We start from the raw sequence: 15,109 nt of genomic DNA, 5'->3' as shown, positions 1-15,109 counted from the left end.
TTTTTTATGGACGAGGCATCATAACTTTTTCAGCCGCGCATACACTTGTACAAAACGGACAAGGACGTGAATGAACATGCCCTATTTAAAAATTGGAACAGCAGTCCTTCTTCTATTTACACTCTTACTGCCTTTTTCCTCACATGCCAAAGCAGATATGTCATTATCAGTGAGTGCAAGAAGCGCCATTTTAATAGATGGACAGTCAGGCAGAGTCCTATTTGGAAAGGACGAGCATGAAAAAAGAAGAATCGCCAGTATTACGAAAATTATGACGGCAGTATTAGCCATTGAATCAGGAAAAATGAAAGACACCGTCAAAGTATCAAAGCGCGCGATACAAGCAGAGGGCTCATCGATTTATTTAAAAGAAGGGCAGAAGGTGAGCCTAGAAGACTTGACATACGGGCTTATGCTGCGTTCTGGAAATGATGCAGCTGTTGCCATTGCAGAGCATGTGGGCGGCAGCTTAGAAGGATTTATTTTTATGATGAATCAAAAAGCATCTGAACTAGGAATGGAGAATACGAATTTTCAAAATCCGCATGGACTCGATGATCATAAACATCATTATTCATCAGCCTATGACATGGCTATCTTAACAAAATACGCCACGGAGCATAAACAATATCAAAAAATTGCAGGCACGACTTTCTATAAAGCAAAAACGATGGAAGGCTATTGGAAAAATAAAAACAAGCTGGTCACCGGATTATACAAATATTCAACTGGTGGGAAAACGGGATATACGAAGCTTGCAAAACGCACACTTGTCTCTACTGCGGCAAAAGGGGATGCGGCACTTATCGCTGTGACCATTAATGCGCCAGATGATTGGAAGGATCATATCTCTATGTTTGAATATGCATTTGATCACTATAAAACGTACGTACTTGCTGAAAAAGGAAGACTCGCTTCATTAAAAGGAACCTTTTACGAAAAAAAAGCATTTATCAAACGTGATGTGGACTATTTTTTAAATGAAGATGAGAAAAAGCTAGTAGAAATTGAAACGGAAATGCTTACTCCTCAAAAGAAGTGGAAAAAAAACGCCGAGGCCATCCCGGATGTTGTAGGGAAAATGACGTTTTTATTAGATGGACAGGTGATCGAGCAAGTACCGATTTTTTATGAAAATAAACGAAATCGAATGCCTCAAAAAAGCTTCCAAGAAATGTTTAAGTCTGTCTTTCAGACATCTATAGGCGGATCTTCATGGTCAATCTAATTTGGGTATTCCTCACTGTCATCGGTCTTGTGTACGCGATGTTCAACGGAACGATGGAGGAAGTAAACGAAGCTGTATTTAAGGGATCAAAGGAAGCAGTGACCATTTCAATTGGTCTGATTAGTGTCCTCGTTTTTTGGCTCGGGCTGATGAAGATTGCAGAAGAGGCAGGCTTGTTACATTTCTTTAGTAAATTGTGCCGTCCCTTTATTTCAAAGCTATTTCCGGATATTCCGCCTAACCATCCTGCGATGGGATATATTTTGTCCAATCTGATGGCGAATTTCTTTGGTCTCGGGAATGCCGCTACACCGCTTGGGATTAAGGCAATGGAGCAGATGAAAGCATTAAACGGCGGGAAAAATGAAGCAAGCCGGTCCATGATTACATTTTTAGCGGTCAACACATCCTCTATCACACTCGTGCCAACAACCGTCATTGCAATTAGAATGACCTATGGTGCAGATCAGCCAACAGACATTGTAGGGCCAACCATTTTGGCGACACTCATTTCAGGCATTGGTGCCATTCTCATTGATCGCTATTTCCACTATCGCAGAAGCAGGCGGGGGTGATCTCGTGTCATTTATTAACTGGCTGTCACTTGCTTTGATCCCACTGATCATCGCAGGAATTTTAATTGCGGGAACCATTAAAAAGGTACCGACCTATGAAACATTTGTCGAGGGCGGGAAAGAAGGTATTCAAATTGCCTTTTCAATCATTCCTTATTTAGTCGGCATGCTCGTGGCCATTACGATATTCCGCGCGTCTGGTGCGCTTGATTTTGTCATGGGACTGTTAAAACCCGTGTTTACAGCGATCGGCTTCCCGGCAGAAGTAGTGCCGCTTGCGTTTATTCGTCCGATATCTGGCACAGCTGCACTCGGGATGACATCAGACCTCATTGCGACATATGGACCAGATTCATTTATCGGACAGCTCGCAGCTGTCATGCAAGGGTCAACTGATACCACTCTCTACATTTTAACGGTCTATTTTGGGGCAGTCGGTATAAAAAAAATGGGAGATGCGCTGAAAGTAGGTCTGTTAGCGGACCTCATTGGCATCATTGCATCTGTCATCATCGTCAGTTTGTTATTTAGCGGCGCCTAATGAGGCGCTTTTTTGTCTTTCAATGGATGGAAAATTGCTTTTTAGCTGAAATTAAACAGACGAATCGCTTATTTTTCCACGAATGCTTGTTTGTTTTAAGTCAAGCAAGTAAGATAGTACATGAGGTGAAAGACAAAATGGAACGTTTACAGAAAGTAATTGCACATGCCGGCGTCGCTTCTAGACGAAAGGCAGAAGAATTAATTAAAGAAGGACGAGTTACCGTTAATGGTCAAACAGTGACAGAGCTCGGAGTAAAAGTGGGCTCTTCAGATAAAATTGAAGTCAACGGATTAAAGCTTGAAAGAGAAGAACCGGTTTACTTTATGCTTTATAAACCGCGCGGCGTCATTTCAGCTGCCGAGGATGATAAAGGACGTAAGGTTGTCACAGATTTCTTTGATGACGTCCCGCAGCGCCTTTATCCAATCGGCCGCTTAGATTATGATACGAGCGGTTTGATTTTAATTACAAATGACGGGGAATTTGCCCATAAGCTCATGCATCCGAAATACGAAATTGATAAAACATATGCAGCGAAGCTAAAAGGCATCCCATCAAAGGAATTGCTTAGAAAGCTAGAAAAAGGGATTATGTTAGATCATAAAAAGACTGCACGTGCTCGTGCCAAGATGCTTTCTATCGATAAACGAAAGCAGACATCTATCGTTCAATTAACCATTCATGAAGGCAGAAACAGACAAGTGCGCCGCATGTTTGAAGCGATCGGTCATGATGTGTTAAAGCTAAAAAGAGAGCAATATGCGTTCCTTCATATTGAAGGCATGAGACCAGGAGACCGCAGAGAATTAACACCGCATGAAGTAAAGCGCCTGAGAGCAATTGCAGATCACGGGAAAAGCGCTTTTTAATTTTCACATAAACTTCAAAAAATGAAGAAGCATCAAAAGAAGGAGAATGCTATAATTTACCTGAATGTCTATGGGGAAGGGGTACTTCAGATGAAAAAAAGACGGTTTTTCATACGGACAGGCATTCTCCTCGTGATGCTTGCTGCACTATGTTATACCATGTATAACTCAGTATTTGCCAAACAGGATCGGGTCAAAGAAGGAACTATTGCGCCAAACTTTGTCCTTCAATCTGTGGATGGGGAACGGATTGAATTAAAGGACTTAAAAGGCAAAGGTGTCTTTCTTAATTTTTGGGGGACCTGGTGTGGTCCATGTAAACAAGAATTCCCTTACATGGCAAATCAATATGAAGTGTTCAAGGATCGCGGTGTGGAAATTGTTGCAGTCAATGTTGCAGAATCCAATATTGCCGTGAAGAATTTTATGGGGTCCTATGGCGTGAATTTTCCTGTTGCCATGGACAAGGATCGTCAAGTGACAGAGGCATATGATATTACGCCGCTGCCAACCACATTTTTAATTAATCCTGAAGGCAAGGTAATCAAAGTCATAAAGGGAACCATGACAGAACGTAATGTCTATGATTATATGAATTTGATTAAACCAAAGGGGTCATAGAATGAAAGAGGTAAAATGCGAGTGTGGACATATTAATCCAATCGGTACTGTTTTATGTGAATCCTGCGGGAATCCTATTGCGGCTAAAGAGAAAAACTCTTCAAAGCTGCTTGATATGAGATATGACGGCAGTGCGAGACGCTCGCAAACATACAACAAAACGATTGTTGATAAAGTATGGAACTTTTTTTCTTCCGTTAAGGTGGGTGTGTGGCTGATTGTCATCACACTGCTTGCTTCCTCATTAGGAACGATTTTTCCGCAGGAGAGATTTATTCGGCCAGGTGCATCTGCTTCCACCTATTATGAAGAGCAATATGGGTCGTTTGGCAAGCTGTATTACACACTTGGATTCCATGATCTTTATAATTCTTGGTGGTTTTTAGCTTTAGTTGCATCCATCGGAATCTCCCTTGTCATTTGCAGTCTCGACCGGGTTATTCCTCTTTATCGAGCACTCAAAAACCAAGGGGTTATTAAAAAAGAAGGCTTTATGAGAAGACAGCGTCTGTTCAGTGAGACAGACAAAACGTTAGATCAGCATACATATGAAGGCATCAAGAAAGCAATGAAACAAAAGCGTTACCGCGTGCGAGAAGAAAACGGACATATTTTAGCGGAAAAAGGCCGCTTTTCACGCTGGGGCCCTTACGTCAATCACATTGGATTAATCATCTTTCTCATTGGATCGATGCTCCGGTTTGTCCCAGGCATGTATGTGGATGAAACGCTGTGGGTTAGAGAGGGTGAAACTGCCCCAATTCCAGGCACAGATGGTCAATATTTTTTGAAAAATAATGCGTTTTCAATTGACCGCTATGAAACTGGAAATGAAAAAGAAGTGTTTGAGAATGCGATTGAAAGAGCTGGCGACGGTCAAGTAGTGAAAAGTTATAAAACCGATGCCACTTTATACAAACGTGAAGGGGAAGTTGTGTTTGGTGAAAAGCCCAAGCTGAAGCAGGTATCAGAACATGATATTAAAGTGAACGAACCGCTCAAGTTTGATCATTTCTCATTATATCAAGTGGATTTTAAACAAAATGAACTCGATCAAATGGTCTTTCAGCTGATTCGTAAAGATACTGAAAAATCTTTCGGAACAGTGAAGATTAATCTGCTGGAGCCTAAGTCAGAATATGATCTTGGTAGCGGTTACAAAGTCAAAGTGATGAGCTATCTCCCTGATTTTTATTTTGACGATGATGGAACGCCGAGTACGAAAACAAGGAATCCGAATAATCCTGCTTTCGTGTTTGAAATGGTTTCTCCTGAAAAGCCTAAAGGTGAAAAAAGCTTTGTGGCGATTCAAGAGACAGTAGAGGGCTCTGATAATAACCTATATAAAATGAAGTTTGATCGAGTGGAAACGAAAAACGTCACGGGATTGACGGTGAGAAAAGATTTAACTCTTGGGGTGCTCATCGTAGGCGGGATCATCTTCATGATTGGTGTCGTGCAGGGGATGTATTGGCAGCATAGAAGAATTTGGCTGTCTGCAAAGGATGGAAAAGTATTCGTGGCAGGACACACAAACAAAAACTGGTTTGGGTTAAAGTCTGATCTTGGCGTGATCCTAAGTGACAGTGGCATCAAACAGCCAGTTGATCAAAAAGAACTGCCTGATACAACAAGTATCAGCAAAAGCAAGGGGGAAGGATTAGATGGCAGCAGTCAGTGAAAACCTGTTATTTGCAGCTTTTCTATTGTATTTAGCGGCAGTTCCTTTTTTTGGTGGTGCCATTAAAGGAAAAAAGAAAGTTGATGGACCGCGCAGAAATAAGGCGGCACTTATCGGTATTACGCTCACCATCATCGGTTTTTTAAGTCAATTTGGCTACTTTATTTCAAGGTGGATGGCGTCTGGTCATGCACCAGTCAGTAATTTGTTTGAATTCACAACGGCTTTTGGCATGATGCTTGTGCTCGCATTCATCATTTTATATTTTGTGTATCAAGTGTCGGTACTTGGTTTATTTACACTTCCAATCGCTTTATTGATTATTGCCTATGCAAGTATGTTCCCATCTGATATATCACCGCTAATTCCTTCATTACAAAGTAATTGGCTTTATATTCACGTGACAACAGCAGCACTAGGGCAAGCTATTTTAGCGATCAGCTTTGTGGCAGGTGTCATCTTCTTATTAAAGCATGTCGATCAAACAAAACCAGGTAAGAAGACATTTGGTTTAGAGCTTGTCATGTTTATGATTGTTGTGACACTTGCATTTATCGCAGTCACGTCCATCTTTAGAATGACAGGATACGAAGCGAAATTTAATTGGGTCGATAAAAATAAAGAGGAAAGTGTGATGGTCTATGAGCTGCCAGCTCTAGTTGGACCTCATAAAGGAGAGCTTGTGACGCAAGATCGTTTGGAACCGTTTGTTGATTTGCCGCCTGTTTTTTCAGGAAGAAAGGTCAATACGGTGTTATGGTCATTCGGCACGGGGCTGATTTTGTATGGACTGATTCGCTTGATCATTCGCAAACGACTGAGTGCTCTGCTTCAACCGCTCGTGAAGCAGGTGAACCTAGATTTAGTCGATGAAATTGGATACAGAGCTGTTTCCATTGGTTTCCCTGTATTTGCGTTAGGCGGGCTCATTTTTGCAATGATCTGGGCGCAAATTGCATGGACTCGGTTCTGGGGCTGGGACCCGAAGGAAGTATGGGCATTGATTACGTTTCTCTTTTATGCAGCCTACCTTCATCTTCGCTTATCCAGGGGCTGGCATGGCGAAAAGTCCGCTTGGTTAGCTGTCATCGGATTCGCCATCATTATGTTTAATCTCATCTTTGTCAATCTTGTGATTGCAGGGCTTCATTCTTACGCGTAATCACATGAAAAAGGCCAACTTTTTATGAATCGATTCGGCTTTTTGTTAAAATGAATGTAACAACGGAGAAAGCAGGAGGATTGTCTAATGGAACACACAACTCAAACGAAAATATTAGTCGTAGATGATGAGGCAAGAATTCGCCGCCTTTTAAAAATGTATTTAGAACGTGAAAATTATGAAATCGATGAAGCGGAAAATGGAGATGAGGCCATTCAAAAGGGACTCCAAACAGATTATGACCTCATTTTGCTCGATTTAATGATGCCTGGTACAGATGGGATCGAAGTGTGTAATCAAATTCGAGACAAAAAAGCGACCCCAATCATTATGCTGACGGCAAAAGGAGAAGAAGCCAACCGCGTGCAAGGGTTTGAAGCAGGTACGGATGACTACATCGTCAAACCTTTTAGCCCGCGTGAAGTTGTTTTACGTGTGAAAGCATTGCTCAGAAGATCTTCTCAAACGTCTTATCTCAATACTGGGACAACAACAAAAGACGTCCTTGTGTTTTCTCATCTTTCAATTGATCACGACGCGCATAGAGTGACAGCTGATGGCAAAGAAGTCAGTCTCACGCCGAAGGAATATGAGCTTTTATATTTCCTTGCGAAAACACCGGATAAGGTTTATGACAGAGAGAAGCTGTTAAAAGAAGTATGGCAGTATGAATTCTTTGGAGACTTGAGAACAGTCGATACCCACGTCAAACGACTTCGCGAAAAGCTGAATAAAGTGTCACCAGAAGCTGCGAAAAAAATCGTGACGGTATGGGGTGTCGGGTACAAATTTGAGGTCGGCGCTGAATGAAACTGTGGAAAAGTGTCGTTGGAAAGCTATGGTTAACCATTCTCTTCCTCGTCCTCATCGTTTTATCTATTTTAACCGTGCTTCTTTTAGAGTTCATTGAAAATTACCATGTAGAAGAAGCAAAGTCAGATTTAACGCAAATGGCAAATAAAGTGGCGGTCATTTTAGAAAGCCATGACGATCAATCACTCGCAAGGTCGATTACATCAGAGCTTGCTGACAAATTGACGAGTATTGCGATTATCCAAGAGGACGGGCTAGAGTGGTATTCGTCTGAAAAAGACGGGAAGCTTCCTGCGATTACAAAGAAACAAATTGAAGCAGACGGTGATTTGAATCAAGCACTAAAAGATCGTAAAAAAATCAGTAAACGTGCAGAACCAAATGCAGGCAATCATAAGGATGAACGAATTGTTGTCGGTGTTCCATTTGAGGCAAACGGAAAAAAAGGCATGGTCTTTCTTTCTCAATCATTACTTGCGGTAGAGCAAACAACAAAACATACGACGCGTTATATCTTCCTAGCAGCCGGAATTGCCATTGTTCTGACCACTATTTTCGCGTTCTTCTTATCAACACGTGTCACCTATCCTCTTAGAAAGATGAAAGAGGGAGCGCAGGATCTGGCGAAAGGGAAATTTGATACAAAGATTCCTATATTAACGCAAGACGAAATTGGAGAACTGGCCATCGCCTTTAACCAAATGGGCAAGCAGCTTAAATTTCATATCACAGCTTTAAATCAAGAAAAAGAGCATTTGTCCAATATTTTAAGCAGTATGGCTGATGGTGTCATCACCATCAATATTGATGGAACGATCCTCATGACGAATCCTCCTGCAGAACGATTCTTGCAGGCATGGTATTACGAGCAAAATATGAAGATCAAAGATGGAGATGAACTGCCTCCAGAAGCGCGAGAATTGTTTCATACAGCCGTCAGCACGGAAAAAGAGCAAATGATTGAAGTCACACTGCAAGGACGTACTTGGGTTCTTCTCATGTCTCCGCTTTATAATCAGCAGGACGTTAGGGGAGCAGTTGCGGTCCTTCGTGATATGACAGAGGAACGAAGACTTGATAAGCTGAGAAAAGACTTCATTGCCAATGTCAGTCATGAACTTCGTACTCCAATTGCTATGCTGCAAGGATATAGTGAGGCAATTGTAGATGATATTGCTGGCTCAGAAGAGGAAAAGAAAGAGATTGCGCAAATTATTTACGACGAATCACTTCGAATGGGACGTCTTGTGAACGATCTTCTAGACCTAGCGAGAATGGAAGCTGGCCATATTACACTGAATCTTGAATCAACAGATACAGAAGAGCTGACCGAGAAGATTTACCGCAAGTTTCTTGGTATAGCAAAAGAAAAGCAAGTTGATCTCACATATGACATTCAAGTGGATGAACCGTACTTTGTACTCGATCCGGATAAGATTGAGCAGGTGTTTACGAATCTTATTGATAACGCCATTCGTCATACACCAGAAGGCGGAGAGGTTCACTTCTCGGTTCAATCGGTGGAAAGCGGTTTGAAAATGGATGTGAAAGATTCAGGAAGCGGAATCCCGGAAGAGGATTTGCCATTTATTTTCGAACGATTCTATAAAGCGGATAAGGCAAGAACAAGAGGGCGTTCTGGTACTGGACTTGGTCTTGCGATTGTGAAGAATATCGTAGAAGCACATCAAGGCTCCATTCATGCACATAGCAAAGCGGGTACTGGTACACACTTTACCTTTTATATTCCGAGAAAAAAGCAGGAACTCGTCTAATCCTGACGAAGAATCTTGTTACATGAGAAACACTTCTTTTCGAAAGAAAAAGAAGTGTTTTTTTATTTTCATATTTTTAAGGAGAAGTTAAACAAAAAGCCCTTCCCAAATTGTCGAACTTGTAATATATTTGTCATAAAGTTGTAATGTAACGTTTTTTAAGAGTCACTCGACAAAAATAAGTGAACGGAGGGGTTTCCTATGCAAGAAACCTTTCAAAAAATATATGATTCGTACCATCAAGATTTGTACCAGTTTTTATTTTATATGGTTAAAGATAAAAATCAGGCAGAGGATCTCGTTCAGGAGGTTTACATCCGGGTACTTCACTCATATAAAACTTTTGAAGGAAGAAGCAGCGAGAAAACATGGCTGTTTTCAATTGCGAGGCATGTGGCAATTGATTGGTTTCGCAAACAGCAAACCATTAGACAACGGGTACTCGGCACGTTTGATTGGGATAAGCAGGATGTAAAGGACCCAGACTTGCTCCCAGACGAACTAGCTGTACAGGATGAAAATGTAAAAGAAATCTATGCCGCACTTGATCAGTGCACGATTGATCAACGAGCTGTCATCATTTTAAGATTTATCCAGGGCTACTCAATCATGGAGACGGCAAAGGCGCTAAAGTTCTCGGAAAGCAAAGTCAAAACAACGCAGCACCGAGGCCTGAAAGTGCTCCGAAAACATATGGAGCTTTTGAAGGAGGAGCTAGTGAATGAAAACGAACAGGTCCGATTGGAGCGAAGAACGAATCAAGGTGTTACTAAGTCAGCTTCCAAAGGTGGAGGACAACCGTTCATCTAAGCAGATATACCAGCAGATGCTGATGGCAAGCGGGCAGAAAAAGAAAAGTGCCAAATGGATCGGTCCAGCGGTCGCAACCGTTGTGGTTTTATTTATGGCGTTTTTAATTTCTCCTCATTTATTTCAGCCGGCTGCTCAAGATCATCATCAGCAAATGAAAATGGACTCAAGTGCTGACAAAAGTCAGGTAAACGCCACATTAGAGGCGGTCAAACAGACTAATGGCCCCTCACACGTTGTGTCTCGTAAGCAGCAGCAAAAGTTTATGACCATAGCATACATAGATGAATCGACCTCTCAAGTGGTTCCGATTAGCATTGAAAAAGAGGATGAGTATGATCATTTGCAGGATATGGTGAACACATATGAACAGGTGCAGCTGCCTGAAATGACAAAGCCTCTTCAATCTTATATGGATATGGTGGACCTTCGTGAAAAAGGAGATACACTTGTTTTTCAATTAAAAAGTGATTTGTCCCTTGATACGTTAAAAGAAGCCAGCAGGTTTAAAGATATGGTAAAAGAAACGCTAAAATGGAGCAAATATGAGCAGGTGCAAGTCAAGACAGCCAAAGGTTCTCACCTTCAACTAGGAGCAAATGGAAGCGTTGGAACAATATCGATTGAAAAACAAACAAAGCACGCTTATTATGTTTTAGAGAATAAGAGCGGGACTTTTTTGGTGCCTTCAAAAACGCATTATTCATCGTATGAAGATGCGGTAGAAGCTATGAAGCGTACAAGCGATGCAGGACTTAATCCATTAATTAAAGACGAACCGATTAAAGAAGTGACGTCTAAAGGAAAACATGTGACCATTACGTTTGGAGCATCAGCGCAATTATCGGACTCAAATGATCATATTTTACTCATTGAAGGTCTGCTGCTCTCAGCGAAAGATTTTGGTTTTACAGAGGTCACCATTCAACAGGCGGGAACAGATCAAGTTGGTCCGTATGAATTAGAAGAACCGATAGAGGTGCCGGCTCTGCCGAATCCAGTTGTCATAAAAGACCGTTAAAGGACGCAAGAAATTGCGTTCTTTTTTGATGTATAGAAAATAGCTTCCTTGCTGTATACTAAGCTGTCATAAAAAGAACCTCAAAGAAGGGGAGTCACTAATGAAAAGGTATTGCTTCATATGTGCCAGCTGTTTTTTGATGATCTTTTCACCTGTTGCTCATGCACAGGAAACAAGCGAATGGGTGGAGCCGATAAAAGGAGAAGTCACAGATTTGTTTGGGACAAGAGGCGGCTCGCACATGGGATTAGATATAGCTGCGCCAGAAGGAGAATCCATCTTTGCTGCAAGTGAAGGTGAGGTCTCGCGTTCGTATGTATCTGCTACATATGGCGAGGTTGTGTTTATCCAGCATCCAAATGGATATGAAACCGTCTATGCACATTTACACGAGCGTTTTGTTAAAAAGGGTGACCATATAGAAGCAGGACAGCCGATCGGCATTATCGGCAACACAGGGGCGTCTAGAGGCACTCATTTGCATTTTGAGGTGCACAGGGGGCATTGGTCAGTCAGCAAAGAAGATGCGGTAGATCCACTCACAATCATTGCAATGGATCGCTTCCAAGAGCCGGCTCTACATGTAAACGGACAAGAGAACAATACATATCTCATTAAACAAGGAGATACCCTTTGGTCGATTGCAAAGGCGCATGAGATGACTGTGGAACAATTGAAACAGATCAATGAGCTGACTACTCATCTCATCCGAACGGGAGATCGTTTAATGGTTTCAAAAAAATAAACCTCATGCATGTGCATGAGGTTTATCATGATTTTTTATAGGTCGATCAGACGGACAGAAAGTATATCGTGCACTTCGGTTAATTCTTTGACAATTTCGTCCTCAAGATGCTTGTCGAAAGAAAGCATCATGATGGCTTCGCCGCCTTTTTCTTTACGTCCTACCTGCATTGTCGCAATGTTGACATCGTGGTCGCCTAAAATTTGTCCAACCTTTCCAATTACACCAGGTGCATCAGTATGCTGGATGTAGACAAGGTGTCCATCTGGATAAAAATCAATATTAAATCCATTAATGGAAACAACGCGTTCTCCTAAATGCGGGATATAGGTTGCTTTTAGAGTAAAGGTTGAAAGGTCGCCTTTGACTTCAATAGAAATGCTGTTTTCGTAACCAGATTCACTGGAAGAAATCTTTTCACTAAAGCTAATGCCGCGTTCTTTTGCCACCATTCCAGCATTGACTTCATTTACAGTCGAATCAACACGCTCTTTTAAAAAGCCTGACAGAAGACTTTTTGTAATAAAGGATGTTTCGAGTTTTGAAATAGAGCCTTCGTAAGAGATGCCTACTTCTTTTACAGGTTCTCTCATTGATTGAGAGACAAGACGTCCGAGCTTTCCTGCAAACTGATGATAAGGCTGAATTTTTTTGAACTCGTCTTTTGTCATCGCTGGTAGGTTAATAGATGACATAACAGGGAGTCCTTTTGCAAATTGAAGTACTTCTTCAGATACTTGCGCCGCTACATTTAATTGTGCTTCCTTCGTCGATGCGCCAAGATGCGGAGTCGCAATGACGAGCGGATGGTCTACAAGCGGATTATCAGTAGGAGGTTCTACCTCAAATACATCGAGTGCAGCTCCTGCAACATGGCCGCTTTCAAGCGCTTCAAGAAGGTCACGCTCGTCAATAATACCACCGCGTGCACAGTTCACTAGGCGAACGCCTTTTTTCGTTTTTGCAATTGTTTCTTTATTGAGAAGTCCTCTTGTTTCTTTTGTTAACGGGGTATGTACAGTGATGATATCTGATACTTCGAGTACTTCATCAAGTGACTTGGCATTGACACCGATTTTTTCTGCGCGTTCCTTTGTCAGAAACGGGTCAAATACGTTGACTGTCATGCCAAATGCTCTTGCACGCTGGGCAATTTCGCTTCCGATTCTGCCAAGTCCAACAATCCCAAGAGATTTTCCATAAAGCTCTGCACCAACATAGGCACCTCTGTTCCATTCTTTTGATTTCACAGAAATGTTGGCTTGTGGAATATGACGCATGAGTGAAGAGATCATCGCAAATGTATGCTCAGCTGTGGAGATCGTATTACCGTTTGGTGCATTGATCACAATGACGCCATGCTTGGTTGCTTCATCAATATCAATATTGTCTACTCCCACACCGGCACGGCCGACAATTTTTAATGAAGTCATTTTTTCATAAAGCTCTTTGGTCACTTTCGTCGCACTTCTGACAAGTAAGGCATCAAATGTGTGTAATTCATCTTCTGCTTCTGTTACATTTTTTTGGACAATTTCAACAAAATCTGATTCTAAAAGTGGTAAAAGACCATCATTGCTCATCTTATCTGAGACTAATACTCGAAACATCGTAAGATTTCCTCCTAAAATAAACGTCATAAATATCTGATAATTTACCATATTCCTTTTCGCTGTGTCAATCAAATTAAAGCAGTAAAGCGAAAAAGAAAACACGAACATTTCTTAGTGTCTTTATAAAGAATGGACACCTTTAAACAAAAGATAACCAATTTTTTCGTATTTGTCATTATAATTTTTAAGTTTTTTGCGATTTCTTAAAACTGATGAAATTGCTCAGGATTTTTATCTGTACAAATGCTCATATATCATATATAATGATGTCGAATTGAATAATGATCAATCTTCGGGGCAGGGTGCAATTCCCTACCGGCGGTGATGAGCATAGTCTCTAAGCCCGCGAGCCTTTTTTGGCAGGATTCGGTGTGATTCCGAAGCCGACAGTATAGTCTGGATGGGAGAAGATGGAGGTTCGTAAACGTTGAAAACTTGGTTTTTCACACGTTTATTTGTCTAGCCTAAATTCCCCGCTCCTGTTTTCATGAGCGGTTTTTTTGTGGCTGAAATTGAACAATCCTCTTTTCGAAAGATTTGATCGAAAAGGAGAGAGAATATTGAATCAAAGTAAAGTAAAACGTTTAGTCGTCACCAGTATGCTTAGCAGTATTTCGTTCGTGTTAATCTTATTGGATTTCCCTTTCCCAGGGCTTCCAGCGTATTTGAAAATTGATTTCAGCGATATCCCAGCGATTATTGCGATTTTAATTTATGGGCCAGGTGCAGGAATTGCCGTTGAGGCATTAAAAAATGTTCTGCATTATCTCATTCAAGGCAGTATGTCCGGCGTTCCAGTTGGGCAAGTCGCGAACTTCATTGCAGGCACACTATTCATCTTACCAGTCGCCTTTATGTTCAAAAAAATTAAATCAGCAAAAGGAATGGCTTGGTCAATGATCATGGGTACATTACTTATGACTGTGATGATGAGCATTTTAAATTACTTCTTATTCCTGCCAGCTTACACATGGTTTTTAAACGCACCTGAACTATCAGATCATGCGCTCAAGACGACCATTACAGCAGGGATTTTACCTTTTAACTTTATTAAAGGAATCATCATTACCATCGTATTTAGCTTCATTTTTGTGAAAATGCGTCCATGGTTTGAAAATAAACGCCGACTTCAAAATAGTTAATATAAAAAAAGCCCCTGCATAAGGGGCTTTTATACTATTCATGCTTAAGTGGGTCACCCTCGAAAGATTCGTCCGCAACTTTGATTGAGTCAGTTGGACATCCTTCAAATGCATCAAGCATATCTTCTTCAAGTACTTCTGGAACTTCTACAGTCCCTTGGTTGTCGTCAAGCGTAACAAATGCAATGCCTTCATCATCATAATCATAAATGTCTGGAGCAGCTGCACCGCATGCGCCGCAAGCAATACATGTGTCTTTGTCTACAATTGTATATTTTGCCATGTTAAAAAAATACCTCCCAAATAGTTCGATGGAACACATGGTTTAACCTTTTTAGTTTCACCGATAAAAAACAATTTCCTCAAACCTTATTGTAATGATTTTAAATTCACATTTCAACTGTAAAGTGATTGAGAATGCTTATCACATAAGGGTTTGTTCATAACTTTCCCCCATAAATTGAGTTTAAACATTTCTTCTTGTATGAAATCTGTTAAAATAAAGGGAGA

General features: G+C 41.2%; 15 protein-coding genes and 1 riboswitch. Of the genes, 13 read left to right on the top strand and 2 right to left on the bottom strand.

From position 1 onward, the window contains the following. The first annotated feature begins 76 nt into the window (after positions 1-76). From NSS78_RS10730 to NSS78_RS10675, 12 genes are all read left to right on the top strand, one after another. Complete coding sequence (locus NSS78_RS10730; protein ID WP_212045944.1) at positions 77-1,228, top strand: D-alanyl-D-alanine carboxypeptidase family protein; 1,152 nt, start codon at positions 77-79, stop codon at positions 1,226-1,228. Then, positions 1,216-1,803, top strand: coding sequence for a nucleoside recognition domain-containing protein (locus tag NSS78_RS10725; RefSeq protein ID WP_003215919.1), 588 nt, complete (start codon positions 1,216-1,218; stop codon positions 1,801-1,803). The genes NSS78_RS10730 and NSS78_RS10725 overlap by 13 nt, the downstream gene beginning before the upstream one ends. A gap of 4 nt (positions 1,804-1,807) precedes the next feature. Further along, the gene (locus NSS78_RS10720) at positions 1,808-2,344 is read left to right on the top strand and encodes a spore maturation protein (protein WP_003216139.1); all 537 of its coding nucleotides are present in this window, start codon (positions 1,808-1,810) and stop codon (positions 2,342-2,344) included. Positions 2,345-2,481: 137 nt separating this feature from the next. Next, positions 2,482-3,216, top strand: a complete 735-nt coding sequence (gene rluB, locus NSS78_RS10715; RefSeq protein WP_034620508.1) for a 23S rRNA pseudouridine(2605) synthase RluB — start codon at positions 2,482-2,484, stop codon at positions 3,214-3,216. 90 nt (positions 3,217-3,306) lie between these two features. Beyond that, entirely contained in the window at positions 3,307-3,837 is a 531-nt protein-coding gene (locus NSS78_RS10710; protein WP_327839395.1) for a thiol-disulfide oxidoreductase ResA, read from the top strand. A gap of 1 nt (position 3,838) precedes the next feature. Beyond that, a complete protein-coding gene (locus NSS78_RS10705; RefSeq protein WP_327839394.1) occupies positions 3,839-5,518 on the top strand; it encodes a cytochrome c biogenesis protein ResB in 1,680 nt (559 codons plus the stop codon). After that, positions 5,502-6,680 (top strand): c-type cytochrome biogenesis protein CcsB, encoded by a 1,179-nt coding sequence (ccsB, locus tag NSS78_RS10700; protein WP_050943828.1) that lies wholly within the window; start codon positions 5,502-5,504, stop codon positions 6,678-6,680. The genes NSS78_RS10705 and ccsB overlap by 17 nt, the downstream gene beginning before the upstream one ends. An 87-nt stretch (positions 6,681-6,767) precedes the next feature. After that, complete coding sequence (locus NSS78_RS10695) at positions 6,768-7,490, top strand: response regulator transcription factor (protein ID WP_003215596.1); 723 nt, start codon at positions 6,768-6,770, stop codon at positions 7,488-7,490. Further along, entirely contained in the window at positions 7,487-9,268 is a 1,782-nt protein-coding gene (locus NSS78_RS10690; protein ID WP_003216141.1) for an ATP-binding protein, read from the top strand. The genes NSS78_RS10695 and NSS78_RS10690 overlap by 4 nt, the downstream gene beginning before the upstream one ends. 201 nt (positions 9,269-9,469) lie before the next feature. Beyond that, the gene (sigX, locus tag NSS78_RS10685) at positions 9,470-10,078 is read left to right on the top strand and encodes an RNA polymerase sigma factor SigX (protein ID WP_212045945.1); all 609 of its coding nucleotides are present in this window, start codon (positions 9,470-9,472) and stop codon (positions 10,076-10,078) included. Continuing rightward, positions 9,990-11,099, top strand: a complete 1,110-nt coding sequence (locus tag NSS78_RS10680) for a sigma X negative regulator (RefSeq protein ID WP_327839391.1) — start codon at positions 9,990-9,992, stop codon at positions 11,097-11,099. Before sigX ends, NSS78_RS10680 begins: the two co-directional genes overlap by 89 nt. A gap of 100 nt (positions 11,100-11,199) precedes the next feature. Then, the gene (locus NSS78_RS10675) at positions 11,200-11,844 is read left to right on the top strand and encodes a M23 family metallopeptidase (RefSeq protein WP_226803640.1); all 645 of its coding nucleotides are present in this window, start codon (positions 11,200-11,202) and stop codon (positions 11,842-11,844) included. Between the two features lie 35 nt (positions 11,845-11,879). Here the strand turns inward: NSS78_RS10675 and serA are convergent, their stop codons facing one another. Continuing rightward, the gene (serA, locus tag NSS78_RS10670; RefSeq protein WP_012010415.1) at positions 11,880-13,454 is read right to left on the bottom strand and encodes a phosphoglycerate dehydrogenase; all 1,575 of its coding nucleotides are present in this window, start codon (positions 13,452-13,454) and stop codon (positions 11,880-11,882) included. 287 nt (positions 13,455-13,741) lie between these two features. After that, positions 13,742-13,873, top strand: a riboswitch (FMN riboswitch). A gap of 144 nt (positions 13,874-14,017) precedes the next feature. Between serA and NSS78_RS10665 the strand changes: the two genes are divergently transcribed. Next, the gene (locus NSS78_RS10665; RefSeq protein WP_012010414.1) at positions 14,018-14,599 is read left to right on the top strand and encodes an ECF transporter S component; all 582 of its coding nucleotides are present in this window, start codon (positions 14,018-14,020) and stop codon (positions 14,597-14,599) included. A gap of 34 nt (positions 14,600-14,633) precedes the next feature. On the opposite strand, the gene NSS78_RS10660 is transcribed toward NSS78_RS10665, so the two are convergent. After that, positions 14,634-14,882 (bottom strand): ferredoxin, encoded by a 249-nt coding sequence (locus tag NSS78_RS10660; RefSeq protein ID WP_003215700.1) that lies wholly within the window; start codon positions 14,880-14,882, stop codon positions 14,634-14,636. Positions 14,883-15,109 lie beyond the last annotated feature (227 nt).

Source organism: Bacillus sp. FSL W8-0920, from assembly GCF_038593215.1.
In the GTDB taxonomy this organism is placed as follows: Bacteria; Bacillota; Bacilli; order Bacillales; family Bacillaceae; genus Bacillus; species Bacillus pumilus.
This window is presented reverse-complemented; position numbering and strand designations above follow the sequence as displayed.